The following is a 24633-nucleotide window of genomic DNA, read 5'->3' as shown; positions in this document are numbered from 1 at the left end:
CTGCTGGCGGGGGTGGAAGCGGCGGCCCGGGCAGCGGGTTTCCCGGTCGCGGAGGGGGCAGCTCCGCTGTCGACAATGACTGGGATTGTCGGTTCTACAAGCACATCGACAACGTGAACGGTGCTGCAATTGGCGGCGACGAGGTGACGGATCTCGCAGCCAACAACAACTACGTGCGGTACTGCTACTACCGGGGAGAGCTGCGGATCACCGAGTTGTTCACCTACAACCCATCGATGCCCGGCGGGCAGCCTCCGCCAGCCCCGGCCGACCCCGAGCAGCTGGCCAGGGCGGCACTGGATGCCGCCAAACTGCCCGACCCCGAGCTGGTGTCTGCACCACCCCAGGGTGGCACCACCCCGGTGAACCTGCCGGTGTGGTTCTGGGCCGATCTGCCCGGCCCGGACCAAGCGACGGCCCAGGCCGACGCCAACAACTCGGCGGTCACCACCGCCACCCCCACCGGCACGCTGACGATCGACCCGGGCGACGGCAGCGAGCCGATCATCTGTCCGAACGGCGGAGTTCCATGGGCCCGAGGCCGGCCGGACTCCACGCCAGGCGCCTGCCTGCACACCTACCTGAAGCCGGGCACCTACGAGGTGACCACCACGCTCACGTGGTCGGTGCGTTACGAGGCCAACATCATCGGCCTGCCGATCACGGGCGCACTTCCCGACGAGACCACCCGCTCCACCCGCAGCATCACCATCACCGAGCTCACCACCCGGCTGATCCCCAACTGAGCTGCCCCACGATCAGTCCCAACGCTGGAATCGCTTCTTTGGGATGATTACGGGCCAGCAGGTGACCTCAATCCATCCCAAAGATCGGATCCTTGGATCTGGGACGAGTAGAGGTCAGCCGGTGGCGCCGTCGATGGTGGAACGCAGCCATTGGGGCAGGACGTCGCCGTCCCAGCTGTTGACCCCGGCGTCGGTGTGGCTGCGGTAGTAGCGCTCCTCCTCGGTCGGGTTGGCGCTATCGGCGTACCAGGGGAGATGGCGGGCCACGTAGGGCCACCCGGTGCGGGCGGAGACTTCCTCGCGGGGCGGCGGGCCGGCCCGGTGCAACGCAAAGGTGGTGTCGACGTGAGCGGCGAACAGGCCGGGCTCGATGGGTTGCTTCCAGAACTGAGCCTCCCAACGCATCACGTCATCGCGATGTGCGTAGTGGCCCGGCACGTCGTCGATGCGCAGCCCGAGGCCGACTTTGGTCAGCCAGCGATGGCGATTGAGCACCTCGTGGAGATGATCGATCGCATCGCTCGGACACTCCTCGACCGGGATGACGTCGGGGTCGGTCACCAGATAGTGGCGGGACCAGCCCAGCTCTTGGGCGACGCCCGAGAGCCACGGCGAGCGATGTCCGAGGTTGCGCCCCAACAACCGGACGTCGTGGGGGGAGGCGGCCAGGTAGTCAACCAGCGGCGGGTAGGTGGAGTCGTTGTCGAGCAGCACCAGGCGCTGTGCACCGGCACGCTCCAGCCAGTCGACCAGCAGCGCCAAAGGGTTGAGCCGGTCGCGCACGATGATGATGACCGGTGTCGTGACGGTGCTCATCGGAATGCTGTGCTCATCGGAATGCGGCGCTCATCGGAGGACGAGGCTCATCGGAGGACGAGGCTCATCGGCCTGACGACCCGTCGGACCATCGCTCACTGATCGCCTCGGCTCCGCTGCACCGCTGTGCGCAACGGCGTCAGCCCCTTCCAGCTTTTGACAGCCTGTGCGGCGCTGAGGCCCTGAGTGAGCCGTACCGCCTCGGTGCGAGCAGCCTCGGCCTCTCGGATGAGCAGCTCCACCTTGGCGCGCAGCGCCACGTTCTCGACCTCGGAGCGCTCGGCCAGCAGCTGGGCGGCGCCCAATCGGTCGGATAACTCGCCCAGCGCCTTGGTGCCGTCGTCGGGCACGGCCGCGACGACGAACTGATAGGTCTCGGCGTCGGGATCGGCCTCGAGCGCTTCCCGCACCCCGGGTGGGGCCGCGTCGACCGCGGCCGCCAGTTCGGTGGTGCCCAACGGAACTCGCGTCGTGCGCCAGTCGACGCCGACCAGACCGGAGTCCCTCAGCAGCCGCTGCAAGGAGTCCCTGGTGAACAGCCTGACGTGGGTGTCATCGAGCAGGCCGAGGTTGCGGTACTCGAAGCGTCCGGCGAGGAGCTCCAGGCGCACATCGCCATGCGCAACGTTGGGCACCGAGGCGACAACGACACCGCCGGGCTCGAGCAAGCGCCGGGCCGCCACCAACACCCGGCCCGGGTCGCGAAGGTGCTCGAGCACATCGCCGCACAGCACCGCCTCAAAGCGCCGGTCGCCAAACTGGGCCTCGAGATCGAGCGAGTCAAGATCACCCACGACCACTTCCTGCGCCCATTGGCGGGCCTCCTCGGCGGCCTCGGGGCTGACCTCGACTCCGGTGACATCACAGCCGGCGGCAGCAAGCCACTGGGTCATGTATCCGGTCGAGCATCCCAGCTCGAGCACCCGTCGGTTGGAGCCGACCAGGTCCAACAACAGCGTGTGGGAGTTGTTGGGCTCGTGGGGTCGCTCATCGACGTGATAGCGGCTGGAGGTCATCGCATCACGCTACCCAACGGCCAACGGACCGCCGCCGACCGCCTGGGTGTCTGTAGATCACCACCCTGGACCGATAGTGTTGCCAGGTCCTATGACCAGCCCCGCCGTCATCCTGAGCCACCGCGAGCTGATCAGCAACCTCACCCAGCGCGACCTGAAGGGTCGGTACAAGCGCAGCGTGTTGGGATGGGCCTGGTCGCTGATGAACCCGGCGATGTCGCTGGCGATCTACAGCCTGGTATTCGGGGTGTTCTTCAAGGTGCAGGCGCCGATCGGCGCCAACGGCACGCTCAAGAACTTCGCTCTGTACCTCTTCTGCGGCCTGGTGGTGTGGAACGCCTTCTCGGCCGCACTCGATGGCCCGCTGGGTGCCTTCTCCGATACAGGTCAGCTACTGACCAAGGTGTACTTCCCGCCCGAGTTGCCGGCGCTGGCGTCGGTGGCGGGCGTGGCGTTTCAGGCTGCAATCGAGTTCGGCATCCTGGTTGCGTTCATGCTGGTCGTGGGCAACGCCACCTGGATGATGCTCCTGGCCCCGTTGGTGATGCTCTGCGCAATGGGCCTTGGGCTGGGCATGGGCATGGCCGCCAGCGTGTGGAACACCCGCTTTCGTGATGTGGGCTACCTGATCACGCTGATGTTGCAGCTGATGTTCTACGCCACGCCGATCGTGTACCGCCTCGACGACATCAACGCCGACGTCGGGCCGTTCACAGCGCAGCAGATCCTGAAGCTCAACCCGGTGACCCACTACGTCCAGCAGATGAAGCTCCTGATGTACGAGGGCCAAATGCCGTCGGTCAACAGCGTGGCGTACGGCGCGGCTTGGGCAATCGGATCGGTCGTGTTCGGCTGGTGGTACTTCTCCCGCACCGCCCCGTCGGTCATCGAGGAACTGTGAGCTTGAGGAAGCGGTTACTCAAGGCCAAGGGCCCCGGAGAGCGCACGGGCGACTCGTCGATCCAGGTCAACGGTGTCTCCAAGCACTTCAACCTGCGCACCGAGGGCGCCAGCTCGCTCAAGGAGCGCCTCACCTCCGGGCGACGCGCCAAGAACGAGGAGTTCTGGGCGCTGTCCGACGTCAGCTTCGATGTGCCCGCCGGCTCGATGTGGGCGCTGGTCGGCCACAACGGCTCCGGCAAGTCGACACTGCTGCGATGCATCGCCGGGATCTATCAAACCACCGCTGGCACCATCGATGTGTCGGGTCGCATGTCGGCCCTGCTCGAGCTGGGCTCCGGCTTTCACCCGGACCTCACCGGCCGGGAGAACGTCTACCTCAACGCCGCCATCCTCGGCCTGACCAGGGCCGAGGTGGACGCCCGAATGGACCGCATCGTCGACTTCGCCGAGATCGGCGAGTTCATCGATGCCCCCGTGCGGGTGTACAGCTCCGGCATGTACGTGCGGCTCGGTTTTGCCGTGGCGGTCAACATCGACCCCGAGGTGCTGTTGATCGACGAGGTGATTGCCGTCGGCGACGAGGCCTTCCAGCGCAAGTGCTTCGAGTACCTCTACGAGCTGCGCAAGGGCGGCGCCACCGTGATCGTCGTCAGCCACAGCATGACGGTCGTCGAGACGATGTGCGACGGAGCGGTCTGGCTCGACGGCGGCGAGGTGCAACTGGTCGGTGACGCCTCCGCCGTGGTCAGCGCCTACCTCGACCGGGTGAATGCCGCTGAGGACGCTCGGGCCGGGAGAAGCTTCGGTGACGTGGAACACCACGGCTCCGGCGAGATACAGATCACCGAGGTAGGGCTGGTCGACGACGCCGGAGCCGAGACCCAATCGCTGATCTGTGGCGAACCGGGCACGATCCGTTTCGCCTACCGGACCACCCAACCGGTCAAGGCGCCGGTGCTGGGCTTCTCGGTGCACCACGAATCGGGTACCCACGTCGCCGACACCTCCACCTGGCTGGAAGGACGCCAGCTGGGCACGGTCGACGGCATCGGCCATATCGATTGGGTGGTCGACAGGGTGCCGCTGGCGCCGGGCACCTACGAGCTGACCGTCGCGGTGCGCGACGAGCACAACCAGCACTTCTACGACCGGATCGACAAGGGATACCGGCTGGTCGTTCGACAGGGCTCGCGCCCGATCGTTGCGGGCCTGATCGACCTCGCCGGCAGCTGGGAGGCGCCACTCCCATGAGGCGGAGGGTCGGTCAGCTGGCGTTGATCGTCGCCACTGCACTGGCCGTGGTCGGGCTCTTCACCTTTCACGCCTCAGCCATCGCCGAGCCCCGGTACTCACTGAGCGACCCCGGTCGAACTGCCGCCGCCGCCGGGTGGACCATCGGGCTGTTGTTCGTCGCCTACATGGCCGGGTTGCCCGACGCTGTCCGCACCGTCGGTCGAGCGGTCGGCGCCAGCTTTGCCGCCCCGGCCGTCACCGTCGGGGTGGCGTCGATCATCCAGCTGGCCGCCGGAGATGCCCTGCTACCCCGATTCGTCGTGTTCGCCAGCTTGGCGGTGATGCCGGTGGTGAACCTGCTCGTCAGCCTGCCGTTGGTCGCCAGCCGAGGCCGAGGTGCGGTGATGGCGATCGTCCTCGCGTCGCCCGACCAGCTCGCCGACCTCGAACGGGTCACCGAGCGCGGCGTGCCCAACATGTTGCGCATCGGCGCCACGCTGAGCGTCGTCCCCGGCGCCACCGACACGGCCGAGCGGCTGCGCAGAGCCGTCGAGGTGCATCGGCCAAGCATCCTGGTGCTGGCCGACGACCTGATGAACGATTCGCCGTTGGCACGCGAGGCCGCACACCTGCACGCCGAGGGCATGCGCATCCGCACGCTGCTCGGCTTCTACGAGGACTGGTTCCGCCTCGTGCCGCTCTCCGAGCTGGCCGACGTGTCGCTGCTCTTCGACATCGGCGAGGTGCACTCCCCGGTGTACCTGCGCGTCAACCGGCTGCTCGACGTGGTCGCCGGCCTCACCCTCGGCCTGGCCTTCATCGTCGCCGTCCCCTTCGTGGCGATCGGCAACCTGCTGGGCAACCGCGGACCTCTGATCTACTCCCAGCCCAGGGTGGGCAAGCTCGGTGAGGAGTTCCGCATCCACAAGCTGCGCACGATGGTGCCGCTGCGCAACGCCGGCGATCAGGCAGAGAAAACGACAAAAACCCCGTGGACCGAGAAGGACGACCCCCGGGTCACCCCGTTCGGCAAGGTGCTGCGCAAGCTGCACATCGATGAGCTGCCCCAAGCTGCCAACATTCTGCGCGGAGACCTCTCCCTGGTCGGCCCTCGACCCGAGCAGCCGTCCTACGTCGCGGAACTCAGCGCCATCATTCCGTTCTATGACCACCGCCACCTGGTGAAGCCCGGCCTGACTGGTTGGGCTCAGATCAACCTCGGGTACACTTCTGATTCCCAAGGCGCGCGGGAGAAACTCCAGTACGAGTTCTACTATCTGAGGAATCAATCGTTGCCCTTTGACCTCCGCATCGTGATTCTCACCCTTCGCAGCCTGGTGGCGCTGCGCAAGGCCCGCTAGGTCGCCGGCTCCCTCCCATGACCACCGACGTCACCCCTCCGCTCCGCCCAGTCGCCGCGCAGCAACCGCTGCTCGTCTACCTCCGCGAGATGTGGCGACGCCGCGACTTCGCCACCTCCCTCCCGATGGAGGAGGTCCGGGCTCGGCACCAGGATACGCTGCTGGGAAACCTGTGGCACATCACCAACCCGCTGCTGACGGTGCTGGTGTACTACGTGATCTTCGGCGTCATCTTGAACTCCTCACGCGGCGTCGACAACTACCTGCTGTGGCTCACGATCGGGGTGTTCTCCTACAACCTCACATCGAAGACCGTCTTGTCCGGCGCACAGGCGATCACCTCCAACGAGGGGCTGATCCGAGCGGTGCAGTTTCCGAGGGCGCTGTTGCCGGTGTCGGTGACCTTCAGCCACATCATCACGTTCTGGTTCGAGTTGGGCATGCTGGCGGCGCTGTCGATCGTCATGGGGCTCTATCCCAACCCCCGGTGGTTGGCCATCCCGGTGGTCCTGCTGATTCATACCGGCTTCAACCTCGGTGCCGCCATGATCGTGGCCCGCCTCAACGATGGATTTCGAGACGTCGCCCAGATCGTGCCGTTTCTGTTTCGGCTGGGGATCTACGCCTCCGGGGTCATGTTTCCCCTCGACAAAATCGCCGATCGGATCCATGGCCCCATGCTGTTGCTGGTTGAGCTCAACCCGTTCGCCGCCTACCTGACCCTCTACCGGTGGTCGTTCCTCGGTCTCCCGCTGACCGGACACCAGCTTGCGGTGGCGATCGGCTGGTCGGTCTTCGCCCTCGTCTGGGGCTTCAGGTTCTTCCGGCGGGCCGAGCTGCGATACGGGCGGGGGTGAGGGCGGTGACGACCCCAACCCCGGGCGAACGGCCGGGCGACGCATCCAACGCCGACTCTGCCCAACGCGGCCCGATGGTGCTGCTGCTCAACGACGTCGACATCGACTACGAGGTCTGGGAGGACCGCCAACGCGGCCTCCGCGAGCGCTTCACGGGGCTGAAGGGTGCAGGCAGGACGATCATCCACGCTGTCCAGGGCGCCAGCTTTGCCGTCTACGAGGGCGAGTCGGTTGCCATCATGGGCTCGAACGGATCCGGCAAGAGCACCATCCTGGCCGCCATCGCCGGTCTGCTACCGGTGACCAACGGGCAGATCTACGCCGCCTACGAACCCCGGCTGATGGGCGTGGGCGCAGCCCTGTTGCCCAAGGTGTCCGGCATCCGCAACATTCGCATCGGTTGCCTGGCCCTCGGCATGTCGCTCGAACAGATCGACGAACACATGGACTCAATCATCGAGTTCGCCGACATCGGCGATGCGATCAACCGTCCGCTGCGATCGTATTCGTCGGGCATGAAGGCCCGTTTGCTCTTCGCCATCGCCACATCGATCCGCCCCAAGATCCTGATGATCGACGAGGCGCTCTCGGTGGGCGATAAGGAGTTTCGAGCCAAGTCGGAGGGGCGAATCCAGGAGATGCTGGACCACGCCGGCACGTTGTTGATGGTCAGCCACAACATGAACGAGCTGAAACGCCTGTGCAAGCGTGGGATCTGGCTGGAGCAGGGCGTGCTGAAAGCCGACGGACCCATCGCAGACGTCATCGCCCAGTACACGGAGAAGCAGAAGTGAGCCCGCACCGACCGAAGATCGGCTCCCCCCACCAGCACGACGAAGCCACCCGGGACTGAACCATGCCTGTCGCCACCACCACCGAACGCGCCATGCTCGTGAGCCTCGTCGAGCGCCGATCCCACCGTCAGCGAACCGTCATCGCCGTCATCGCCGTCATCCTCGTCGGCGTCTTCAGCCTGCGCGCCATCGCCCAACAGGCCCTCAACATGTGGTGGTTCCGCACGGTGTCCGACGTGCCGATCTGGCGCACGACCATGGTGGCGCGGCTGCAACTGGGCGCGATCGCACTGGTCATTACCCTCGTCGTCACCGGCGCTTCCGTCTACCTAGCCAATCATCGAGGCGCAGCCGAGGTCGATCGACCCAAGGGCCGCATCCTGAAGTGGTACGAGGCCAAGATGGGTCCCGCCCACACATGGCTGACCGTGGCCGCTCCGGTGCTCTTCGCCCTGTGGGAGACCCGTCGGGTCGCTTCGAAGTGGCAGGTATGGCTGTTGTTCCGCGAGGGTCGCCCGACCGGGATCGAGGTGCCCGAGCTGGGCGGAGACGTCAGCGATTACCTGTTCAAGCTGCCGTTCTGGAACCTGGTGACCACCTGGCTCAGCTGGATGCTCGTCGGCGCCATCGCCCTGGCCCTGCTCGTGTACCTGGTCAACCGGCGCATCAGCCTCACCCACTTCGTCAGCCGTTCCGACCAGCGGGCGGTGGCGCACCTGTCGGTCCTGTTCGGGCTGCTCGCCTTCGTCAAGGCGATCGACTTCATGGTCGTCCAGCAACGGTCACTGGCCATGTCGACCTCCGGCGCCTTCGTCGGGGCGGGCTATACCGAGCTGACCGTGCAGCGCACCACCCTGTACACGCTGTCGCTGATCGCCGTGGTCGTCGGCTGCCTGTGCCTGGCCAACCTTCGCTTCAGGCTCCGACGCCTGGCGGTGATCGCGGCCGCGCTCTGGGGCGTGATCGCCGTCGTCGGGCTGTACCTGATGCCCGGCATCGTCACACGCCTCAGGGTCGCCCCGCAGGAGGCCATCGTCGAGCGACCCTACGTCGAGAACAACCTCGAGGCCACCCGGTCGGCCTACACCCTCAACGACATCACCGAACGTTCGCTGGTCGAGGCCGACCCCACGCCCCCGTCGCTCTACCTGCCGGTGTCGGCCGGCTCGGCCAAGGGTGTTCCCGCTCGTGTTCCGCTGCTCGACCCGGGGCCCTATGCCTCCACCTTCCAGGTCCTCGAAGGCCGAACAGCGGTGAAGATCACCAACGTCGACCTCGACCGCTACAAGATCGATGGCGAACTCCGGCCGGTGTTGCTCGCCGCCCGCAGCTCCGACGCAGGCGGCCTTCCGCAGGGCGGCTGGGAACAAAGGCACTTGGTCTACACCCACGGCGACGGCCTGGCAGTGGCCCCGGCGGACGAGGTGCGTCCCGACGGCCGCCCCGACTTCGAGTCCCTGACCGGCGAGTTCGAGGTCGATCACCCGGAGCTGTACTTCGGCGAGGGCGTCAAGAACTGGTACGCAATCGTCGGCACCGAGCGCGCTCAGCAGAACGGTGCCACCTTCGACGCCGACACGGGCATAGCGATGAATTCGATCTGGCGGAAGGGTGCGCTGGCACTCACCCAGGGCGAACTCGACCCGCTGGTCAGCGACTACGTCACCGACGACTCGCAGCTGTTGTACCGCCGCGACATCAACGAGCGCCTGCACACGATGGCGCCCTTCCTCAAGTTCGGGTCCGACCCGTACCCGGTGGTCGCCGACGGCCGGATCACCTGGGTGATCGACGGCTACACCACGTCGGACACCTACCCGAACTCCCAGTTCGCCAACACCGCAGGGCTGGCACCGGACAGCGACCTCACCCAGGGACGCTTCAATTACCTGCGCGCTTCGGTCAAGGCCACCGTCGACGCCTACGACGGCACGGTCACGCTGTACCGCACCGAGCGCCAGGGCGGCGACGACCCGATCCTCGACGCCTGGAGCCGTGTCTATCCGGGGGCGTTCACCCCGATCTCCGAGATGCCTGCCGGGATTCGGGCGCACCTGCGTTACCCGGTCGACATGCTCAAGGTGCAGACCAACATGCTGGGCCGCTACCACGTGACCGACCCCGACCTGTTCCTCGACGGCAGCCGCAACTGGGTGGTCTCCGGCGACCCGGGCAGCGATATCGAGGGCTCGGACCCGGCACCAGGCGGCATTCCGCCGGTCGCCCAGGTACTCGACACCTCGACCGGCGAGGGACCCCGCTGGGTGGGGGTGCGTCCGTTCAACCTTGGCTCGGCCGCCAACGCCAACTCGCCGCGCGCCGCCCTGTCGGCGTTTGCACTGGCCGACAACGACGACGGCGAGAAGCTCGAACTGTTGACCGTGCCCAGCCCCGACGGGTCGGACGGCCAGACACAGATCGGGGGCCCTTCAGTCGTCCAGGCGGCGATCAACGGCGACACCGAGCTCAGCCAACAGTTCACGCTGCTCTCCGCCGGCGGGTCCACCGTTCGCTTCGGCGCCATGACGCTGGTACCCAACGGCAAGGACGTGCTGTACGTGCGACCGGTGTACGTCACCGCCAACGGCCCCGACGCCACCCAGCAGCTGGTCGAGGTGTTGGCCTACGCCGACGGGCTGGTCGGGCGAGGCAGCACCCTCGAAGAGGCGCTCAACAACCTGCGTCAACCGGTGGCCACCGCACCCGAGACGGTGGCGGCCGACGCCGGGACACCGGACGGCTGATCCGCGGGCGACCGAACTCCGTGAGCCCGGCCCTCTGGCCTGCGAGGCCTGAGCTGGAGGCGGCTGCCCTCTGGGCCGGCTTCGGTCAGGCCGGCTCGGCCTTGACCAGGAACTGGTAGGCAAACATCGTCGGCCAAGCCTGGGCGAGGGCGCACTCCGCCTTGGCCAACACACCCGGGCCCTGCTCATCAAATTCGCCGTGCTCATCGACGCCCAGCTCGCTGCGCTCGGCCAGCGCACCGAGCGGCAGGCCCACCTGGTCGAAGCTCACCACCCGAAGGTTGGCATCGTCGAGCAGGCGCATCAGGCTGCGTCGGGTGAAGAAGCGCACGTGGGTGCGATCGAGGATGCCGCGCATGTCGTAGTCGAAGGCGCCCAGCGCGGTGCGGAACCTCGGGTACCAGTGCCCGAAGTTGGGCACCGAGATCAGCATCGACCCCCCGGGGGCGAGCAGCTTGCGCGCATCGGCGAGCAGCCGGCCCGGATGACGCACGTGCTCGAGCACGTCGCCCATCACCACCACGTCGAAGGGCTCGTCGCCCAGCTCGACGATCAGCTCCTCGCCCAGGCCGGCATCGAGGTCGGCCTGTACAAACCGGTCGAGTCGGTCGGTGACCCCCGGCGCAGCGGCGACATCGACCCCGGTCACGTGGTGTCCGCTCGCCCGGGCCACTGCGGCGAACTGGCCGCCGGAGCAACCCAGATCGAGCACGCGCGAGGACGGCATCGAGTCCAGCCAGCGCAGCAGCACGCCGTGCGAGCTGTCCGCAGACGGCTTGAGGTCGTACTCCTCGCCGACGTCGGCGAAGCGCCCCTGCCCGAGGCCCATCTTGTTCAGGCGCCAAGTCACCACATGGGTGGCGACGTCGGCCGCGTACTTCATGCCGTTGACCCGACAGATCTCGTCCCCGTAGTAGGTGGGGATCGGGATCTCCTCGATCCGCATTCCAGCCTCAACCAGCTGGATGATGATCTCGGTGTCGAAATCGAAGTCGTCCGAGTTGCTCTCGAAATCGATCGAGGCCAGCGCCTTGGTCGAATAGGCCCGGTACCCACTGTGAAACTCCGACAGCTCGGTGCCGAGCATCAGGTTCTCGAAGCGGGACAGGACCTTGTTGCCGACGTACTTGTACCGGGGCATACCGCCTTGCAGGGCACCGCCGGGGGTCATCATGCGGCTGCCGAACACCGCGTCGGCCGAATCGCTCTCGAAGGGCACCACCATGTCGGGCAGCTTCTCGGGGGCATACTGCCCGTCGCCGTGCAGCAGCACGACCACGTCCAGGTCGTCGTCGATCGCCATGCGGTACCCCGACTTCTGGTTGCCGCCGTAGCCCAGGTTGCGAGGCTGGCGCACCATCGTGATCGGCAGGTCATCGCGGGTCTGGGAGTACCCAAGGCCGATCAAATAGGTGTCGTCGGTGCTGAAGTCATCGCACACGTAGACCTTCTCGACCCGGGTGCGAAAGTCCTCGGGGATCCGATCGAGCACCTCGCGCAGCGTCGACGCAGCGTTGTAGGCAACGACGAGGATGCCGATCCGCAGATCGCCCACCGCTGTCTCGGCCGGGGAGGTCATCTCAGGATCGGTCGGCTCTGGCACGGGGCACCTCGGGGTTGTCGACAATCCGTCCGGACGGCTGTCCCAAACGGCCCTCCAGTGTACCGAGGCCCGGACGGCCCCCAGTTTTCGGGGCAGTGCTCCAACGGCGGGCCGTCAGCCCTTGCGGACCGACCCCAGGTCGGCAAACGTGGTCTCGGCTTGGGCGAGATCGGTGGGAAAGTCCACCTCCATGCAACGGGCCGCAGAGATATCGACCGCCCGGAACTTGCGGCGGTCCCGTTGGATCGCCAGCTCGATGCCTCGCTCGAAGTAATCCTGGGGGCCGCAGTCCTCCAGGCGAGCGGCCAGGAACGGCTTGTCCGAGGAGCCGACAAAGTTGATGCCGACCGCCTCGCCCAGGCCTCCCGAGACCTCCTTGGAGATCTCGTTGATGAAGCCCCGGTCGTCGAGGGTGTACTTGACCTCCTCGTCGGACACCGACTCGGTGTTGACCGCCACGAAACTCTGGTCACGGTCGATGTAGGGCTGAAGAATCTCGAGCACTGCCGGGTCGAACACGACATCGCCGTTGAGCCACAGCACCGGGTCGCTGCCGGTGAGGCGCAGCCCCCTCAGCAGGCTCTTAGAGGTGTTGGTATCGCCAAACTCATCGTTATAGATGTAGGAGACCTCGGGGTGCTCCTCCATGATCATTTCCTTCTTGAACCCCACGACGGTGGAGATCAAGTCGGCATCGAAACGGTCGCTGAGGTGGCGAAGCTGCAGGTCCATGATCGTGCGACCACCCGCGATGGGCGTCAGCGGCTTGGGATGGGGCTTGCCGAGGCGTGAACCCACTCCGGCGGCCAGGATCACAACACGTGGGCTCACTCGGCAGACCTTTCGCAGGATGAAGGGCCGATGGTAGCTGACCGTTCGAATCCGCCGACCAGGCGAAGCGACAGCGGACTAGAGGATCGGCGGACGACCCGCCCGGGTGAGGCGCCAGGTGGTGCGCCACCGCTGGGAGGTGCCCACCGGCACCGGCGGCCGGGGACACGGGCCCAGCCCGGTGCGAAGGCCCCGCAGCAGCGATGCGGCACCGGCGGCCGAGCGCGAGCGGGTCAGCCCGATCGCCACCCACACCACCAGGTGAACGAGCGCCACCGGCAGGGGCAGGTTGCGACGCACCAGCCACACCCGGTTGCGCATCGAACGCTCGATCGCCCCCGGGTGACGGGTGGTCGGCAGCATCGGGTGTGTGACGACCAGAGAGGGCGCATAGACGAAGCTCCAGCCCTGGCCGATTGCCCGCCACGCCAGATCGCTCTCCTCGTGGGCGTAGAAGAACGCGGCCTCGTAGCCGCCGACCTGGCGGAACATCGGCCCGGACAGCGCCGAGGCACCGCCGAGAAAGCTGGTGACCGGCCCCTCGCGATCCAACCCGGCACCGCCCGGGCGGGGCACGTGGCGCTGAGCGGTGGCCCCGGTCGTCGGGTCGACGATGCGAAACGAGACACCGCCCAGCCGCTGATCGGATCCGAAGCGGGCTCGCAGGTCGGCGCACAGTGCGCCCGCCCCCACGACGACGGCATCGTCGTCCAAGAAGGCGATCACGTCGGCCCCACCTTCAACGGCACTGTTCTGGACGGCCTCGACGGTCGCGGCGCGCTCGACGCCGGCGCTCCCGATGCCGGCGCCCAGGTTGCGGCCGCCCGGGATGCCCAGGTTCTCCCCGGCGTGGATCACATGCAGGGCCGCCGCCACGTCGGCGGCCAGGCTGGACGCCGCGGGCGGGTCGAGGTCCGGCCCGTTGAGCACCAGGTGGACCCGGTCCTCGGCGGCGAGCCCACCGGCGAGCGAGTTGAGCGCCCTGGCCAGCTCGACCGGCCGGTCGCCGGTGGTCAGCACCACCCAGTCGATGCGGGGGGCGTTCACGAGCCCACCTCGGCCGCCGGCATCGCCATGCCGGCCCGGCCGACCGGCCCTGGCGTGTGGACCGGTTCGGCCGTGCCGGCCCTCAACTGGCGAGCGCAGGCGGCCCCGAGCGCGATCAGCAGGGCCCAGGGCAACAGGTTGGCGCCGACGTAGGTCTCCAGCTGGTTGACCGCCACGACGTATCCGACAAACCCCAACGCCACGACGCCGACGGCGCGTTGAACGCCGGGTCTCGCCGCAACGACAACAACCGGCCAGGTCGTCACGCCGACGGCCGCCACCAACAGGACCCCACCGACGATTCCGACCCCCAGCAGCATCTCGATCACCGCATTGTGGGCCGTCGAGAAGTCGACGTCGAAGCGGCCGACCACCTCGACCTCGAGCGCCCGGTCCTCCCACACCCCAAGCCAGCCCCAGCCGCTGAACGGGCGACGGCTGATCGCATCGATCAACCACCCCCACAGCTCGGTGCGGCCCGAGAGAGTCGTGCTTCGGTCCAGCCCGGTCGCCAGCGCCGATCGACCCACGACCGCCGCCAGCGCCAGGCCCGCCCACGTGACGAGCAGGCCAACGCCGAGCATCGCCGGGCTCGCTGCCCGGCCCGTCGCGCCCGCCGGTCGGCGCCGGTGTGCCCACCACGGCAACGCCAGCGCCACCAGCGCGGTCAGCAGTCCCACGACGGCGCCGACCAGGGGCGTCAGCGAGGCCGAACGGATCAGCGTGTGAGCATCGACGAGCAGCAGGCCCACGATGACGGTGGCGACGACCACGCCGACGACGCTGCCGTAAGCCCGGGCGCCAGCTCCGTTGGACGCCCGCCGATCACCGCTCCTCCGGTCGCACCACCACAGCGCAGCGGTCGCCGTCGTCGCCAGCAGGGCCAACACCGACACCGGCCCGAGCGAGTTGCGGTTGAGGTAGATGCCCGCCCAGTCGCCGTTGAGGTCGATCGTGTCGGGCCAGCCCCGCCGCACCGCCAGCTGGCTGAGCACGACGCCCGCCTGGGAGGCGACCGCCAGGCTGAGGACGACGCCCCGCACGCCGACCCGGTCGCCCACCACCAGCGCCGCCACCGTCGTCAGCGCAAACAACACCCCCTGCGTCGCCGAGCGTCCCGGCGCCAGCGACCACCAGGCCGAGGCGATCACCAGCAGGTGGAGCGCCACGAGCAGCACGGCGGTAAGTCCAGAGATCGCCGGCCGACGCCGGGCGAGCACGACGATCACGGCGATCACCCCCACGTGCAGCCCGACGAAGGCCGCGTTGACGAGGGCGTCGTCGATGTACTGGCCGCTCAGCGGTGGGTTGATGCGGTTGCGCAGCGTGTACACCGGCCCAAGGCCCAGGGCGAACAACCAGGCAACCGTGACGACGAGGCCGACCGGATCACCGAAGGAACCGATGGGGGACGCGGGCGACGCCTTGGCGTCGGCCGGGAGGTTCACCGGTTCTTGACCCGCTCGAGCAAGGGTTCCCACCAGTCAGGCCGATCGACGTAGAACTGCACGGTCTCGGCCAGCGTTTCCTCGAAAGGACGCGTCGGGCCCACCCAGCCCAACGCACGCACCTTGTCGCAGTCGACCGAGTAGCGGCGGTCGTGGCCCAGCCGGTCAGCCACGTACTCGACCGAGGTCTCATCCTTGCCCAACAGCCCAAGCACGCGGTCGGTCAGTTCCCGATTGGTGCGTTCGTTGTCCGCGCCGATGTTGTAGATCTCCCCCGCCGTTCCCCGGCGCAGCACCAGGTCGACAGCGACGCAGTTGTCGGTGACGTAGAGCCAGTCGCGGACGTTGAGCCCGTCCCCGTACAGCGGCACCTTGTTGCCCTGGATCAGGTTGGTGGCGAAAAACGGAATCAGCTTCTCGGGAAACTGGTAGGGACCGAACTGGTTGGAGCTGCGGGTCACCCGCACCGGCAGGTCGAAGGTCGAGTAGTAGCTGAGGGCGATCAGATCTGAGCCGGCCTTGGCCGCCGAGTACGGCGACCGGGGATCGAGCGGGTCGGTCTCGGTGAAGCTGCCGGCCTCGATCGAGCCGTAGACCTCGTCGGTCGAGATGTGGACCATCGCGTCCACCTCGACCTGCCGGGCGACATCGCAGACCACGTTGGTGCCGGTGCAGTTGGTTCGGACGAACACGTCGGGGCCGAGGATCGAGCGGTCGACGTGGCTTTCGGCAGCGAAGTGGACCACCGCGTCGTGGCCGGCCATCGCCTCGCTCACCGCGTCGCGGTCGCAGATGTCCCCGTGGACGAAGCGGTAGCGGGGGTCGTCCTCGACGTCGGCCAGGTTGGCCCGGTTACCGGCATAGGTCAATGCGTCAAACACCGTCACCTCATCATCGCTCGTGTCGAGCACATGACGGACGTAGTTGGAACCGATGAACCCGGCTCCGCCGGTGACGAACAGCTTCATATGAGTCCTTGCTGAGAGGTCCTGTTGAGGGGAGAGAGGTGATCAGGTGCGCAGTGCGGCGTGGGGACGCCACTGGGGCTCCAACGCATCGCGGCCGGGGTTGGCGGCATCCCGGTCGGACACCAGCGGGTCGACGAGCCCCCAATCGGCGTCGATCGCCGGATCGTTCCAAGCCACCCCCAGCTCGTCGGCCGGGTTGTAATAGCCGTCGACCAGGTAGGTGATCGTCATGTCGGTCAGGGCTGCGAACCCGTGGGCGACGCCGGGTGGGATGTAGACACCCAGGTGATTGTTGGGGCCGCCGTCAACCTCGCCGATGTCCAGGCACAGGGTGGCGCCGTCGGTGGGACCGCCGGCGCGCAGGTCGTGGAGGACCACCCTCGCCCAGCCGTTGGGGACGTACCAGTAATCGGACTGATGCAGGTGGTAGTGCAGGCCGACCACCGAGTTGGCCTGACGGTCGCCGCGGTTGCCTTGGATCATTTCCCGCTGACCGGGAAACCAGCTGCGCCGGTAGGTCTCGATGAACATGCCGCGGGCGTCACGGTGGATGTCGGGGGTGACGACGACCACGCCGTCGATCGTGTCGGATGGGTTCAGTTCGGCCATGGGCCAACCTCCAGGGTTGAGAACGACTTCGTGGGTTTACGCCAGCTCGACTGCGGAGTGATCCCCGAGCATCACCCGGGTTGCGTGGGGTCGACGGGTGCTGCGAACCACTTCGGTGTCGCGTCCCAGCAGCGAGTCGGTCAGGCGGGGCACCGACAGGATGCGGGCCCCCTCCATGATCACCGACTGATCGATCTCGGAATCGATCACCTCGCAGTTGGCTGCAATCGCCGTGAACGGTCCGATGTAGCTCGAGGTGATCGTCGAACCGCGTCCGATGATCGCCGGGCCACGCACCTCGGCGTTGATCAGCCGGGCCCCCGCCTCGATAACCACCCGGCCATCGACCGTCGAGTTCTCGTCGACGTCGCCGTCGATCCGCGGCTCGATGCTCTCGAGCACGCGGCGATTCGATTCGAGCAACGGGTCCTTCTTGCCGGTGTCGAGCCACCAGCCGTCGAGGAGGTCGTGATGGACCGGAACGTCGTGGTCGATCAGCCACTGGATGGCGTCGGTGATCTCCAGCTCGCCTCGGTCGGATGGCTCGATCGCCGCGACCGCCTCGTGAATCGCCGACGAGAACAGGTACACGCCGACCAGCGCCAGGTCGGACGGCGGATCCTCAGGCTTCTCGACCAGCCGCACCACGTGGCCGGCGGCGTCGAGTTCGGCCACCCCGAAGCGATGCGGCTCGGGCACCGGGGTCAACAGGATCTGGGCCGCCGGGCCGCTGTTCGACCGGTTTGAAACATCGAGCGACGGTGGCCGGGAATCGGCGTGCATGGTCCGCCAGCGGTCGATAAACCCGTCGAGGCCCTGCTGCAACATGTTGTCGCCCAGGTACATGACGAAATCGTCATCGCCGAGAAACTCCTGGGCGATCAGCACGCAATGCGCCAGCCCGAGCGGTTCGTCCTGGGTCAGGTAGGTGATGCTCACCCCGAAGTCGGAGCCGTCGCCCACCGCCATCTCGATCTCCGGCGCGGTCGCACCGACGATGATCCCGATCTCGGTGATCCCGGCAGCGGCCATATCCTCGATCCCGTAGAAAAGGATCGGTTTGTTGGCAACCGGCACCAACTGCTTGGCGCTGGTGTGGGTGATCGGGCGCAGACGCGTTCCAGCGCCGCCCGAGAGAATCAGGCCCTTCATCACCGCCGTTCTAGCAGGTCCAGCGAGGTTCCCCAGCGTCCGGCTTCGTGCCGAGCCCAGATTGATCGCCGGCCACGGCCCCGACGGTAGCGTCGTGGGTCGATGTCCGAGCCCTCTACGACCGAGAACGACGCCGACCGGACGCCGCCCGCACGGGAGCCGCCCGCACGGGAGCCGTCCGCACGGGAGCCCGCTGTTCAGGTCACCTCAGCGCAGGTGCCGTCGGTTCGGGTCGTGGTGCTCAATTGGAACGCCGCCGACCTGACGTCGCGCTGCATTCGATCGATCGAGGCCACCGAGTGGCCCCCGGGTGAGCTGGACCTGGTGCTCGTCGACAACGGGAGCATCGACGGCTCCGCCGAGGTGCTCGCCCGCCGCCATCCCGGCTGGAGGGTCATCCGCAATGGCGCCAACCTGGGTTTCGCCGAGGGGATCAACCGGGCGTTGCGCCCAGCCGACGCCGACTTCATTGCGTTGGTCAACAACGATGCCGTCGTCGACCGTGGCTGGCTTGCGCCCCTGGTCGACACCCTCGAGGCCCACCCGGAGGTCGGCGCCGCCGCCCCGCTGATCGTCTTCGATCGTTGGTTCGTGGACGTCGAGGTTGCAGTGGGTGGCGAGGGCGGCCGGGCCCGGCTGACCGAGGTATCGGTCGACGGGCAAGGCCGATGGTCCCAGGTGCTCGCCGGCCCAGGGGTGGCACGCCCGCCGCACTGGTCGATCCCACTTCGTCGCGAGCTCGAGGTGGCCAACGAGGGATCGATCGCCATACCGGTGCCCGCCGGCCTCACCGACGACGGTGACGGTGAGGGCGACCGCCAGGAACCGGCCTGGCTGGAGTTGACCTTCGAGAGCACCCGGCCGATCGCGCTTCGCTGCGGTGCATCGTCGGCGACCGGCGAGCCGATCGACGGCGTCGTGCGCCTCAGCCTTCCGGCCGGTGGACGACCCGGGCGCCGGGTCAACAGCCTGGGTACCGCGCTGACCGACCACTGCGAGGGCTACGAGCTGCGCCTCGGAGACCGCGTCGACAGCCTCGCCGAGCCAGAGGTCGTACCCGGCTTCACCGGGGGTGGCGTGCTGTTGCGCAGGGCTGCCCTGGCCGACGTGGGCCTGTTCGACCCCAGGTTCTTCATGTACTACGAGGACAGCGATCTGTCCTGGCGGATGCGACGGGCCGGATGGATGACCATGACCGCTCCGCATTCCGTACTCCACCATCAGCTCGGGGCGACCGCCGGGTCGTCGTGGTCCGGGTTCTTCTTCCTCAACTACCGAAATTGGCTGCTCACCGTCGCCCGCAATGGCTCGAGCACCGACGCCCGGCGAGCCCTCGGTGCCGCCTGGGGGAACTCCTGGCCGTTCGCCCGTCGCAACGTCGTGGGCAAGGTACGCCGGCTCCAGCGCCCCGACCTGGACATCACCCGCCGCTGGCTCGCGGTCATGGCCGGAACCGGTGCCTCCCTCCCCCGCGCCCTCGCCACCCGACTGGACGACCGTTGGCGCCGGGTGGGCACCTCGTCCACCGACGCGGTCGGCAGTCGCTGGCTGCGCACCTCGGCCCCGTCGGTCCCCCGGCCCGAGGTGGGGGGACCGACCATCGTCTTTATCGACGTGACCGACACGCTCGTCTCGCGCTGGCGAGCCGGCATCCAGCGGGCGGTCTCCGAGCTGGTCACCAGGCTGGCGCTCGACCACCTCGAGCTGTCGCTGGTGCTCATGCGGTGGAGTTCGCTCGATGGCGCCTACCGGCGTCTCGACGACGCCGAGACCGCCGCCTTCTTCGACCCCGAAGCCATGCCCAACCATCCTCCGCCGCCCCCGCCGGGTCGGGCGCCCCGTTGGCGCCGGACCGTGACCCGGGCGGCCGCCGTACCTCCGGTGCGGTCCCGCATCGACGCCACGCGCCGACGGACACAGCTTCGTCGACGCCCGGCCCACCACGGCGAGTTGATCATCGAGGAGTTCCCTGCCGGGTCGATCGTGTTGGACCTCGACGCCAGCTGGAACCTCGGCGACATTCCCCGTCGTGTGCTCTACCCCCGGCTGAGCAACGCCGGGGTCACCGTGGTCAGCCTGCTGCACGACGTCTTGCCGGTCACCCACCCTGATTGGTTCGACCCCAACCTGGCCCGGGTCTTCGTCGACCACGTCGACGCTGCACTCGCACACGCCGACGTCGTCGTCACCAGCTCACGATTCTCCGCCGGCGAGCTCCTGCGCCTTGCGGACGACCGCCCACGCGACCGTCGCCGGGGGCCGCTGGCGATCGAGGTCATCCCGCTGGGTGCCGACCCGGTTGCGCGTTCACCCCAACCTGTCGATCAAGGCCTTCTCGACCGCCTGGCCGAACGGCCGGTCGTCCTCGTCGTCGGCACCCTCGAACCCCGCAAGAACCATGCCGGGCTGCTCGACGCCTTCGAGTCCGTCGACGCCGATGCCACCCTGGTCATCGTTGGACGCCAGGGATGGAAGGCCGACGAGCTTGGTGAGCGCATCCGCACCCACCCGGGGTTCGGCGATCGGATCGTGTGGCCAGCCGAAGTGAATGACGCCACCCTCGATGCGCTGTACGAGCTGGCGACCGTCGTCGCCGTGCCGTCGCACGCCGAGGGCTACGGCCTGCCGGTCGTCGAGGCGCTTCGGCACGGCTGTCGGGTCGTCTCCTCGACGGGCGGCTCGCTACGCGAGATCGGCGGCGAGCTGGTCACCTACGTCGAAGCCACCGACCCCAACGCCCTCGCCGTTGCGTTGGACGAGGCCCTCACCGACGGGTTCGACCGTGCCGCCGACGTCGAGTTACCCACCTGGGACGCCGGCGCCTCTGCGTTGGCCGAGATCCTGGTTCGCGCAGATCCCAGGGGACAGGGCTGAGTCGTCCGACTTTCAGACGCCGACCGGCTGCCGACCGGCCGGCGCTGAGTTGCCATTGGACGTGGCTACGGAGGCGACCGGCGCCTCCAGCGGCGCCGGCATGCACTGGTCGGTCAGCTCGACCACCTTGATCTGGTCCCGGTTCTCCCAGGTGATCTCGTTGGCCGGATCGCGACGGATCTTGAACTCCCGGAAGCTCATCTCCAGGGCGTCGAAGGCCAGGTAACGGCCGATCAGCGGGTCGCCGAGATCGAGGATGTACTTGATCGTCTCGACCGCCTGGATGCACCCCACGATGCCGGGCAGCACGCCGAGCACGCCGGCCTCGGCGCACGACGGCGCCATCTCGGGTGGCGGGGGCTCGGGCAGCAGGTCACGGTAGGTGGGCCCGTTCTTGGGGTCGAACACGGTGACGTGCCCCTCGAAGCGGAAGATCGAGCCGTGCACGACCGGGATGCCCAACTTCACCGAGGCATCGTTGAGCATGTACCGAACGGGGAAGTTGTCCGCCCCGTCGACGACCAGGTCGTACCCGGAGATGATGTCCTCGATGTTGTCTGCGTCAAGGCGCACGTCGTGGGTGATCACCTTGACGTCCGGGTTGAGCTTCTCGATCGCCTCCTTGGCGGAGTCGACCTTGCGCATGCCGATCCGGTCGACGTTGTGCAGGATCTGGCGCTGCAGGTTGGAGCGGTCGACGACGTCCATATCGACGATGCCGAGCGTGCCGACACCCGCCGCCGCCAGGTACAGGCCCGACGGGCTGCCGAGGCCGCCGGCGCCGAGCAGCAGCACCTTGGCATCGAGCAGCTTCATCTGACCTTCCTCGCCCACCTCGGGCAGCAGCAGATGGCGCTTGTAGCGGTCCTTCTGGTCGGGATCGAGGCTCTGGGGCACCTTCCACTCGCGGCCCTCGTCCTTCCACTTGCCGAACCCGCCGGCCATCGACGCCACGTCGGTGTAACCCAGTTCCGCAAGCGTCTTGGCCGCGAAGACCGAACGCACGCCGCCTGCGCACTGCACGATCAGCGGCGTGTCCTTGTCGGGCAGGCGCATCTCGATCTGGCTCTCGAGGTGGCCACGGGGGATGAACAACGCCCCGGGTACTGCACCCGCCTCGTACTCGTCGGCCTCGCGCACGTCGAGGATCATCGAGCCCTGGTCGCGCAGCCGGTCGGAGGTCTCGGTATCGACCTCACGAATCTGCTGCTTGGTCGTCTTGAGGAGGTCACGGAAGTTGGCCATCGATCACGCTCGTTGCTCGGGGTTGGTGCACTCCCGGGGAAAGTCTCCGGGCTCGCTTGACATAAACCCTACCAACCTGGTCGACATTCCCGCCAAGCGGGCCGGCCGCCCTGCGCGTGACCACCCGATGAGGCCGCTCGGTAGGTTGAGGCCATGGCCACGACTCACCCGACCGCCGATCCCGAAGCCGTGCGACGGGCCGCTCAGCTGGTCGCCGACGCCCGGCGGATCGTCGTGCTGACCGGTGCCGGCATTTCGACCGACTCGGGCATCCCCGACTTTCGAGGCCCTGACGGCATGTGGACCCGAAACCCGGAGACGGAAAAGCTCTCGACGATCGATCACTACCTGGCCGGCCCCGAGGTGCGGGAGCGGGCTTGGCGCGCCCGCATGGACCACCCGGCCTGGCGCGCCGATCCCAACCCCGGCCACACCGCGCTCGCCGAGCTCGGGCGAACCGGCCGCCTGGCACTCACCGTCACCCAGAACATCGACGGTCTCCACGTCGAGTCGGGGCTGCCGACCGAGAAGGTCGTCGAGGTTCACGGCACGATGCGCCAGGTTCGCTGTGTCGGCTGCGGGATCACGTCGCCGATGCAGACCACCCTCGACCGGGTGCGCGCCGGCGAGGCCGATCCTCCTTGTCAGCTCTGCGGCAGCATCCTGAAGTCGGCCACGATCTTCTTCGGTGAGGCGCTGGTTGCGGCCGACCTCAATCGAGTGTTCGCCGCCGCGGCCCAGGCCGACCTGCTGTTGAGCGTCGGCACCACACTGCAGGTGTACCCGGTGGCCGACATGGTGCCGATCGCCGCCTCCAACGGCGCGTCGATCGTGATCGTCAACGGCGAACCCACGCCGATGGACGATCTGGCCGACGTGGTCGTGCTCGGTTCGATCTCCGAGGTGCTGCCCGCCATCATCGACACCTGAGCGAGACGGCACCCCGAGCGAGACGGGAGCCGAACAAGGCGGCACCCGAGCGAGACGAGAGCCGAGCAAGACGGCACCCGAGCGAGACGGCACCCGAGCGCCGCTTCACCCAAACAAGGCGACGACCGCTCGGACGGGATCAAATGCTCGCCGTCTCGCCCGAACCCACCAGACCCCCTCCCAGGCGGTCGTGCGAAAGTCTCACCGCCAACTTTTGCATGGTGGTGATGCGTAACCCGGCGGTCAGACTTTCGCAGCATGCCGGCTGGACCGGGGCGCCCGATCGGCGGCGCTGCTCGGCGGCGCTGCTCGGCGGCGCTGCTCGGCGATGCCCGAGGCGCAGGCTCCATGGGGACCGCCGACATAACGCGGTGGAGGACCCGCCCGGGGCGTGGTCCCCGTTGCCGAATTATCCGGCCCGGCAGACGCTGTTCTCATGAGCGAGCGGGCCTTGGTTCAGTTGGCGACGCGTCAGCACGGTTTGGTGACGACCCAGCAGGCTGCGCAACTCGGCTTCGACCGAGGATCGGTGACCTCTGCGGTGGCAAAGGGGCGCTGGCGTCGAGCGGGCATCGGCGTGCTGGCGTTGGGGGCCACGCCGGCCACGCTTCATCAGCGGACGCTCGCAGCAGTGTTGAGCATCGGCGAGGCATGGGCAAGCCACAGCACGGCCGCCCGCGTGTGGGGATGGGAGGTGCGTCATGCCCGGGTGGAGGTGATCGTGCCCGGCGGGCGCAAGGTTGAGCGTCGCAACGTGCGGGTGCACCGAAGTACCCGCCTGGACCCTGAGGATGTGGCACTCGCCGACGGCATTCCCGTCACCAGCCCGGCTCGGACCCTGATCGACCTGTCCGGCCGCATCACGGTTGATGAACTGGCCACCTGCCTGGACACGGCGCTACGTCGTCGCCAGGCCACGATCGATGCCGTCGACGCCATGGTCATCGCCACGCAAGCGACGTACGGGCGGCGTCCCCGTGTGCTGAGCGACCTCGTGGAGCTTCGGCGCTGCGCAGGTCCAGCGGAGAGCCCGCTCGAAGCCCGGGTACTCCGAGTGCTGACCCAGGCGGGCGTCCCTCTCCCCACATGCCAGCATCGAATCACGGTCGGCGTGAAGGAGTACCGGCTGGACATGGCCTGGGTGGATGCACAGGTGTTCTCCGAAGCCGACGGATTCGAACACCACGAAAGCCGCAAGGCCTTTGATGCCGATCGTCATCGCACCAATCACCTGGCCGCCGCGGGGTGGACCGGGGTTCACCTCACGTCGGCCTTTTCCGACGACGAGATCGTCGAGGCGGTGCGCAACGTGCTCGCATTGGCGAAGCGGCCCGACCGTAGGCAGTAAGCCACGGTGGCGGGCGGTAGGGCGAGGCGATGGAGAGGGCTCGCCGTGGCGAAGCGAGGCGATGGAGAGGGCTCGCCGTGGCGAAGCGAGGCGATGGAGAGGGCTCGC

At 67.8% G+C, this 24633-nt stretch carries 20 protein-coding genes; 10 read left to right on the top strand and 10 right to left on the bottom strand.

Annotated features, from left to right (window positions below; translation table 11 throughout):
* Nucleotides 1-113 precede the first annotated feature (113 nt).
* Complete coding sequence (locus PKD89_RS00490) at nucleotides 114-746, top strand: hypothetical protein (RefSeq protein ID WP_287389645.1); 633 nt, start codon at nucleotides 114-116, stop codon at nucleotides 744-746.
* A gap of 114 nt (nucleotides 747-860) precedes the next feature.
* Here the strand turns inward: PKD89_RS00490 and PKD89_RS00485 are convergent, their stop codons facing one another.
* Together PKD89_RS00485 and PKD89_RS00480 are read right to left on the bottom strand one after the other, a co-directional pair.
* Nucleotides 861-1562 (bottom strand): hypothetical protein, encoded by a 702-nt coding sequence (locus PKD89_RS00485; RefSeq protein WP_289010892.1) that lies wholly within the window; start codon nucleotides 1560-1562, stop codon nucleotides 861-863.
* Nucleotides 1563-1657: 95 nt separating this feature from the next.
* A complete protein-coding gene (locus tag PKD89_RS00480; RefSeq protein ID WP_287376873.1) occupies nucleotides 1658-2578 on the bottom strand; it encodes a class I SAM-dependent methyltransferase in 921 nt (306 codons plus the stop codon).
* Nucleotides 2579-2669: 91 nt separating this feature from the next.
* Here PKD89_RS00480 and PKD89_RS00475 point away from each other — a divergent pair, with 91 nt between their 5' ends.
* The 6 genes from PKD89_RS00475 (at nucleotide 2670) to PKD89_RS00450 (ending at nucleotide 10470) form a co-directional block, all read left to right on the top strand.
* A complete protein-coding gene (locus tag PKD89_RS00475; RefSeq protein WP_289010891.1) occupies nucleotides 2670-3479 on the top strand; it encodes an ABC transporter permease in 810 nt (269 codons plus the stop codon).
* Nucleotides 3476-4732: an ABC transporter ATP-binding protein gene (locus PKD89_RS00470; RefSeq protein WP_289010890.1), complete on the top strand. Its 1257-nt coding sequence runs from the start codon at nucleotides 3476-3478 to the stop codon at nucleotides 4730-4732. Before PKD89_RS00475 ends, PKD89_RS00470 begins: the two co-directional genes overlap by 4 nt.
* Nucleotides 4729-6075, top strand: coding sequence for a sugar transferase (locus tag PKD89_RS00465; RefSeq protein ID WP_289010888.1), 1347 nt, complete (start codon nucleotides 4729-4731; stop codon nucleotides 6073-6075). Before PKD89_RS00470 ends, PKD89_RS00465 begins: the two co-directional genes overlap by 4 nt.
* Nucleotides 6076-6092: 17 nt before the next feature.
* Entirely contained in the window at nucleotides 6093-6932 is an 840-nt protein-coding gene (locus tag PKD89_RS00460) for an ABC transporter permease (RefSeq protein WP_324332210.1), read from the top strand.
* Between the two features lie 5 nt (nucleotides 6933-6937).
* A complete protein-coding gene (locus tag PKD89_RS00455) occupies nucleotides 6938-7726 on the top strand; it encodes an ABC transporter ATP-binding protein (RefSeq protein WP_287376887.1) in 789 nt (262 codons plus the stop codon).
* A gap of 62 nt (nucleotides 7727-7788) precedes the next feature.
* Entirely contained in the window at nucleotides 7789-10470 is a 2682-nt protein-coding gene (locus PKD89_RS00450) for a UPF0182 family protein (protein ID WP_287389650.1), read from the top strand.
* 85 nt (nucleotides 10471-10555) lie between these two features.
* Here the strand turns inward: PKD89_RS00450 and PKD89_RS00445 are convergent, their stop codons facing one another.
* From PKD89_RS00445 to PKD89_RS00415, 7 genes are all read right to left on the bottom strand, one after another.
* Entirely contained in the window at nucleotides 10556-12049 is a 1494-nt protein-coding gene (locus tag PKD89_RS00445; RefSeq protein WP_289010884.1) for a bifunctional glycosyltransferase/class I SAM-dependent methyltransferase, read from the bottom strand.
* A gap of 138 nt (nucleotides 12050-12187) precedes the next feature.
* Nucleotides 12188-12904 (bottom strand): phosphocholine cytidylyltransferase family protein, encoded by a 717-nt coding sequence (locus PKD89_RS00440; RefSeq protein ID WP_287376900.1) that lies wholly within the window; start codon nucleotides 12902-12904, stop codon nucleotides 12188-12190.
* Nucleotides 12905-12982: 78 nt separating this feature from the next.
* Nucleotides 12983-13951 (bottom strand): hypothetical protein, encoded by a 969-nt coding sequence (locus PKD89_RS00435; RefSeq protein ID WP_287376903.1) that lies wholly within the window; start codon nucleotides 13949-13951, stop codon nucleotides 12983-12985.
* Nucleotides 13948-15399, bottom strand: a complete 1452-nt coding sequence (locus PKD89_RS00430) for an O-antigen ligase family protein (RefSeq protein WP_289010883.1) — start codon at nucleotides 15397-15399, stop codon at nucleotides 13948-13950. The genes PKD89_RS00435 and PKD89_RS00430 overlap by 4 nt, the downstream gene beginning before the upstream one ends.
* Entirely contained in the window at nucleotides 15396-16367 is a 972-nt protein-coding gene (gene rfbB / locus PKD89_RS00425) for a dTDP-glucose 4,6-dehydratase (protein ID WP_289010882.1), read from the bottom strand. The genes PKD89_RS00430 and rfbB overlap by 4 nt, the downstream gene beginning before the upstream one ends.
* 42 nt (nucleotides 16368-16409) lie before the next feature.
* A complete protein-coding gene (locus tag PKD89_RS00420) occupies nucleotides 16410-16976 on the bottom strand; it encodes a dTDP-4-dehydrorhamnose 3,5-epimerase family protein (protein WP_287376914.1) in 567 nt (188 codons plus the stop codon).
* Nucleotides 16977-17012: 36 nt separating this feature from the next.
* Complete coding sequence (locus PKD89_RS00415; protein WP_289010881.1) at nucleotides 17013-18128, bottom strand: glucose-1-phosphate thymidylyltransferase; 1116 nt, start codon at nucleotides 18126-18128, stop codon at nucleotides 17013-17015.
* A gap of 102 nt (nucleotides 18129-18230) precedes the next feature.
* Between PKD89_RS00415 and PKD89_RS00410 the strand changes: the two genes are divergently transcribed.
* Entirely contained in the window at nucleotides 18231-21002 is a 2772-nt protein-coding gene (locus tag PKD89_RS00410; protein WP_289010880.1) for a glycosyltransferase, read from the top strand.
* A gap of 12 nt (nucleotides 21003-21014) precedes the next feature.
* On the opposite strand, the gene moeB is transcribed toward PKD89_RS00410, so the two are convergent.
* Nucleotides 21015-22247, bottom strand: a complete 1233-nt coding sequence (gene moeB, locus PKD89_RS00405; protein ID WP_289010879.1) for a molybdopterin-synthase adenylyltransferase MoeB — start codon at nucleotides 22245-22247, stop codon at nucleotides 21015-21017.
* 153 nt (nucleotides 22248-22400) lie between these two features.
* Here moeB and PKD89_RS00400 point away from each other — a divergent pair, with 153 nt between their 5' ends.
* Nucleotides 22401-23177 (top strand): SIR2 family NAD-dependent protein deacylase, encoded by a 777-nt coding sequence (locus tag PKD89_RS00400; protein ID WP_289010878.1) that lies wholly within the window; start codon nucleotides 22401-22403, stop codon nucleotides 23175-23177.
* A 436-nt stretch (nucleotides 23178-23613) separates the two neighbouring features.
* The gene (locus PKD89_RS00395; protein WP_287376931.1) at nucleotides 23614-24525 is read left to right on the top strand and encodes a type IV toxin-antitoxin system AbiEi family antitoxin domain-containing protein; all 912 of its coding nucleotides are present in this window, start codon (nucleotides 23614-23616) and stop codon (nucleotides 24523-24525) included.
* Nucleotides 24526-24633: the final 108 nt, after the last annotated feature.

It is taken from the genome of Candidatus Neomicrothrix sp., assembly GCF_035329545.1.
In the GTDB taxonomy this organism is placed as follows: domain Bacteria; phylum Actinomycetota; class Acidimicrobiia; order Acidimicrobiales; family Microtrichaceae; genus Microthrix; species Microthrix subdominans.
This window is presented reverse-complemented; position numbering and strand designations above follow the sequence as displayed.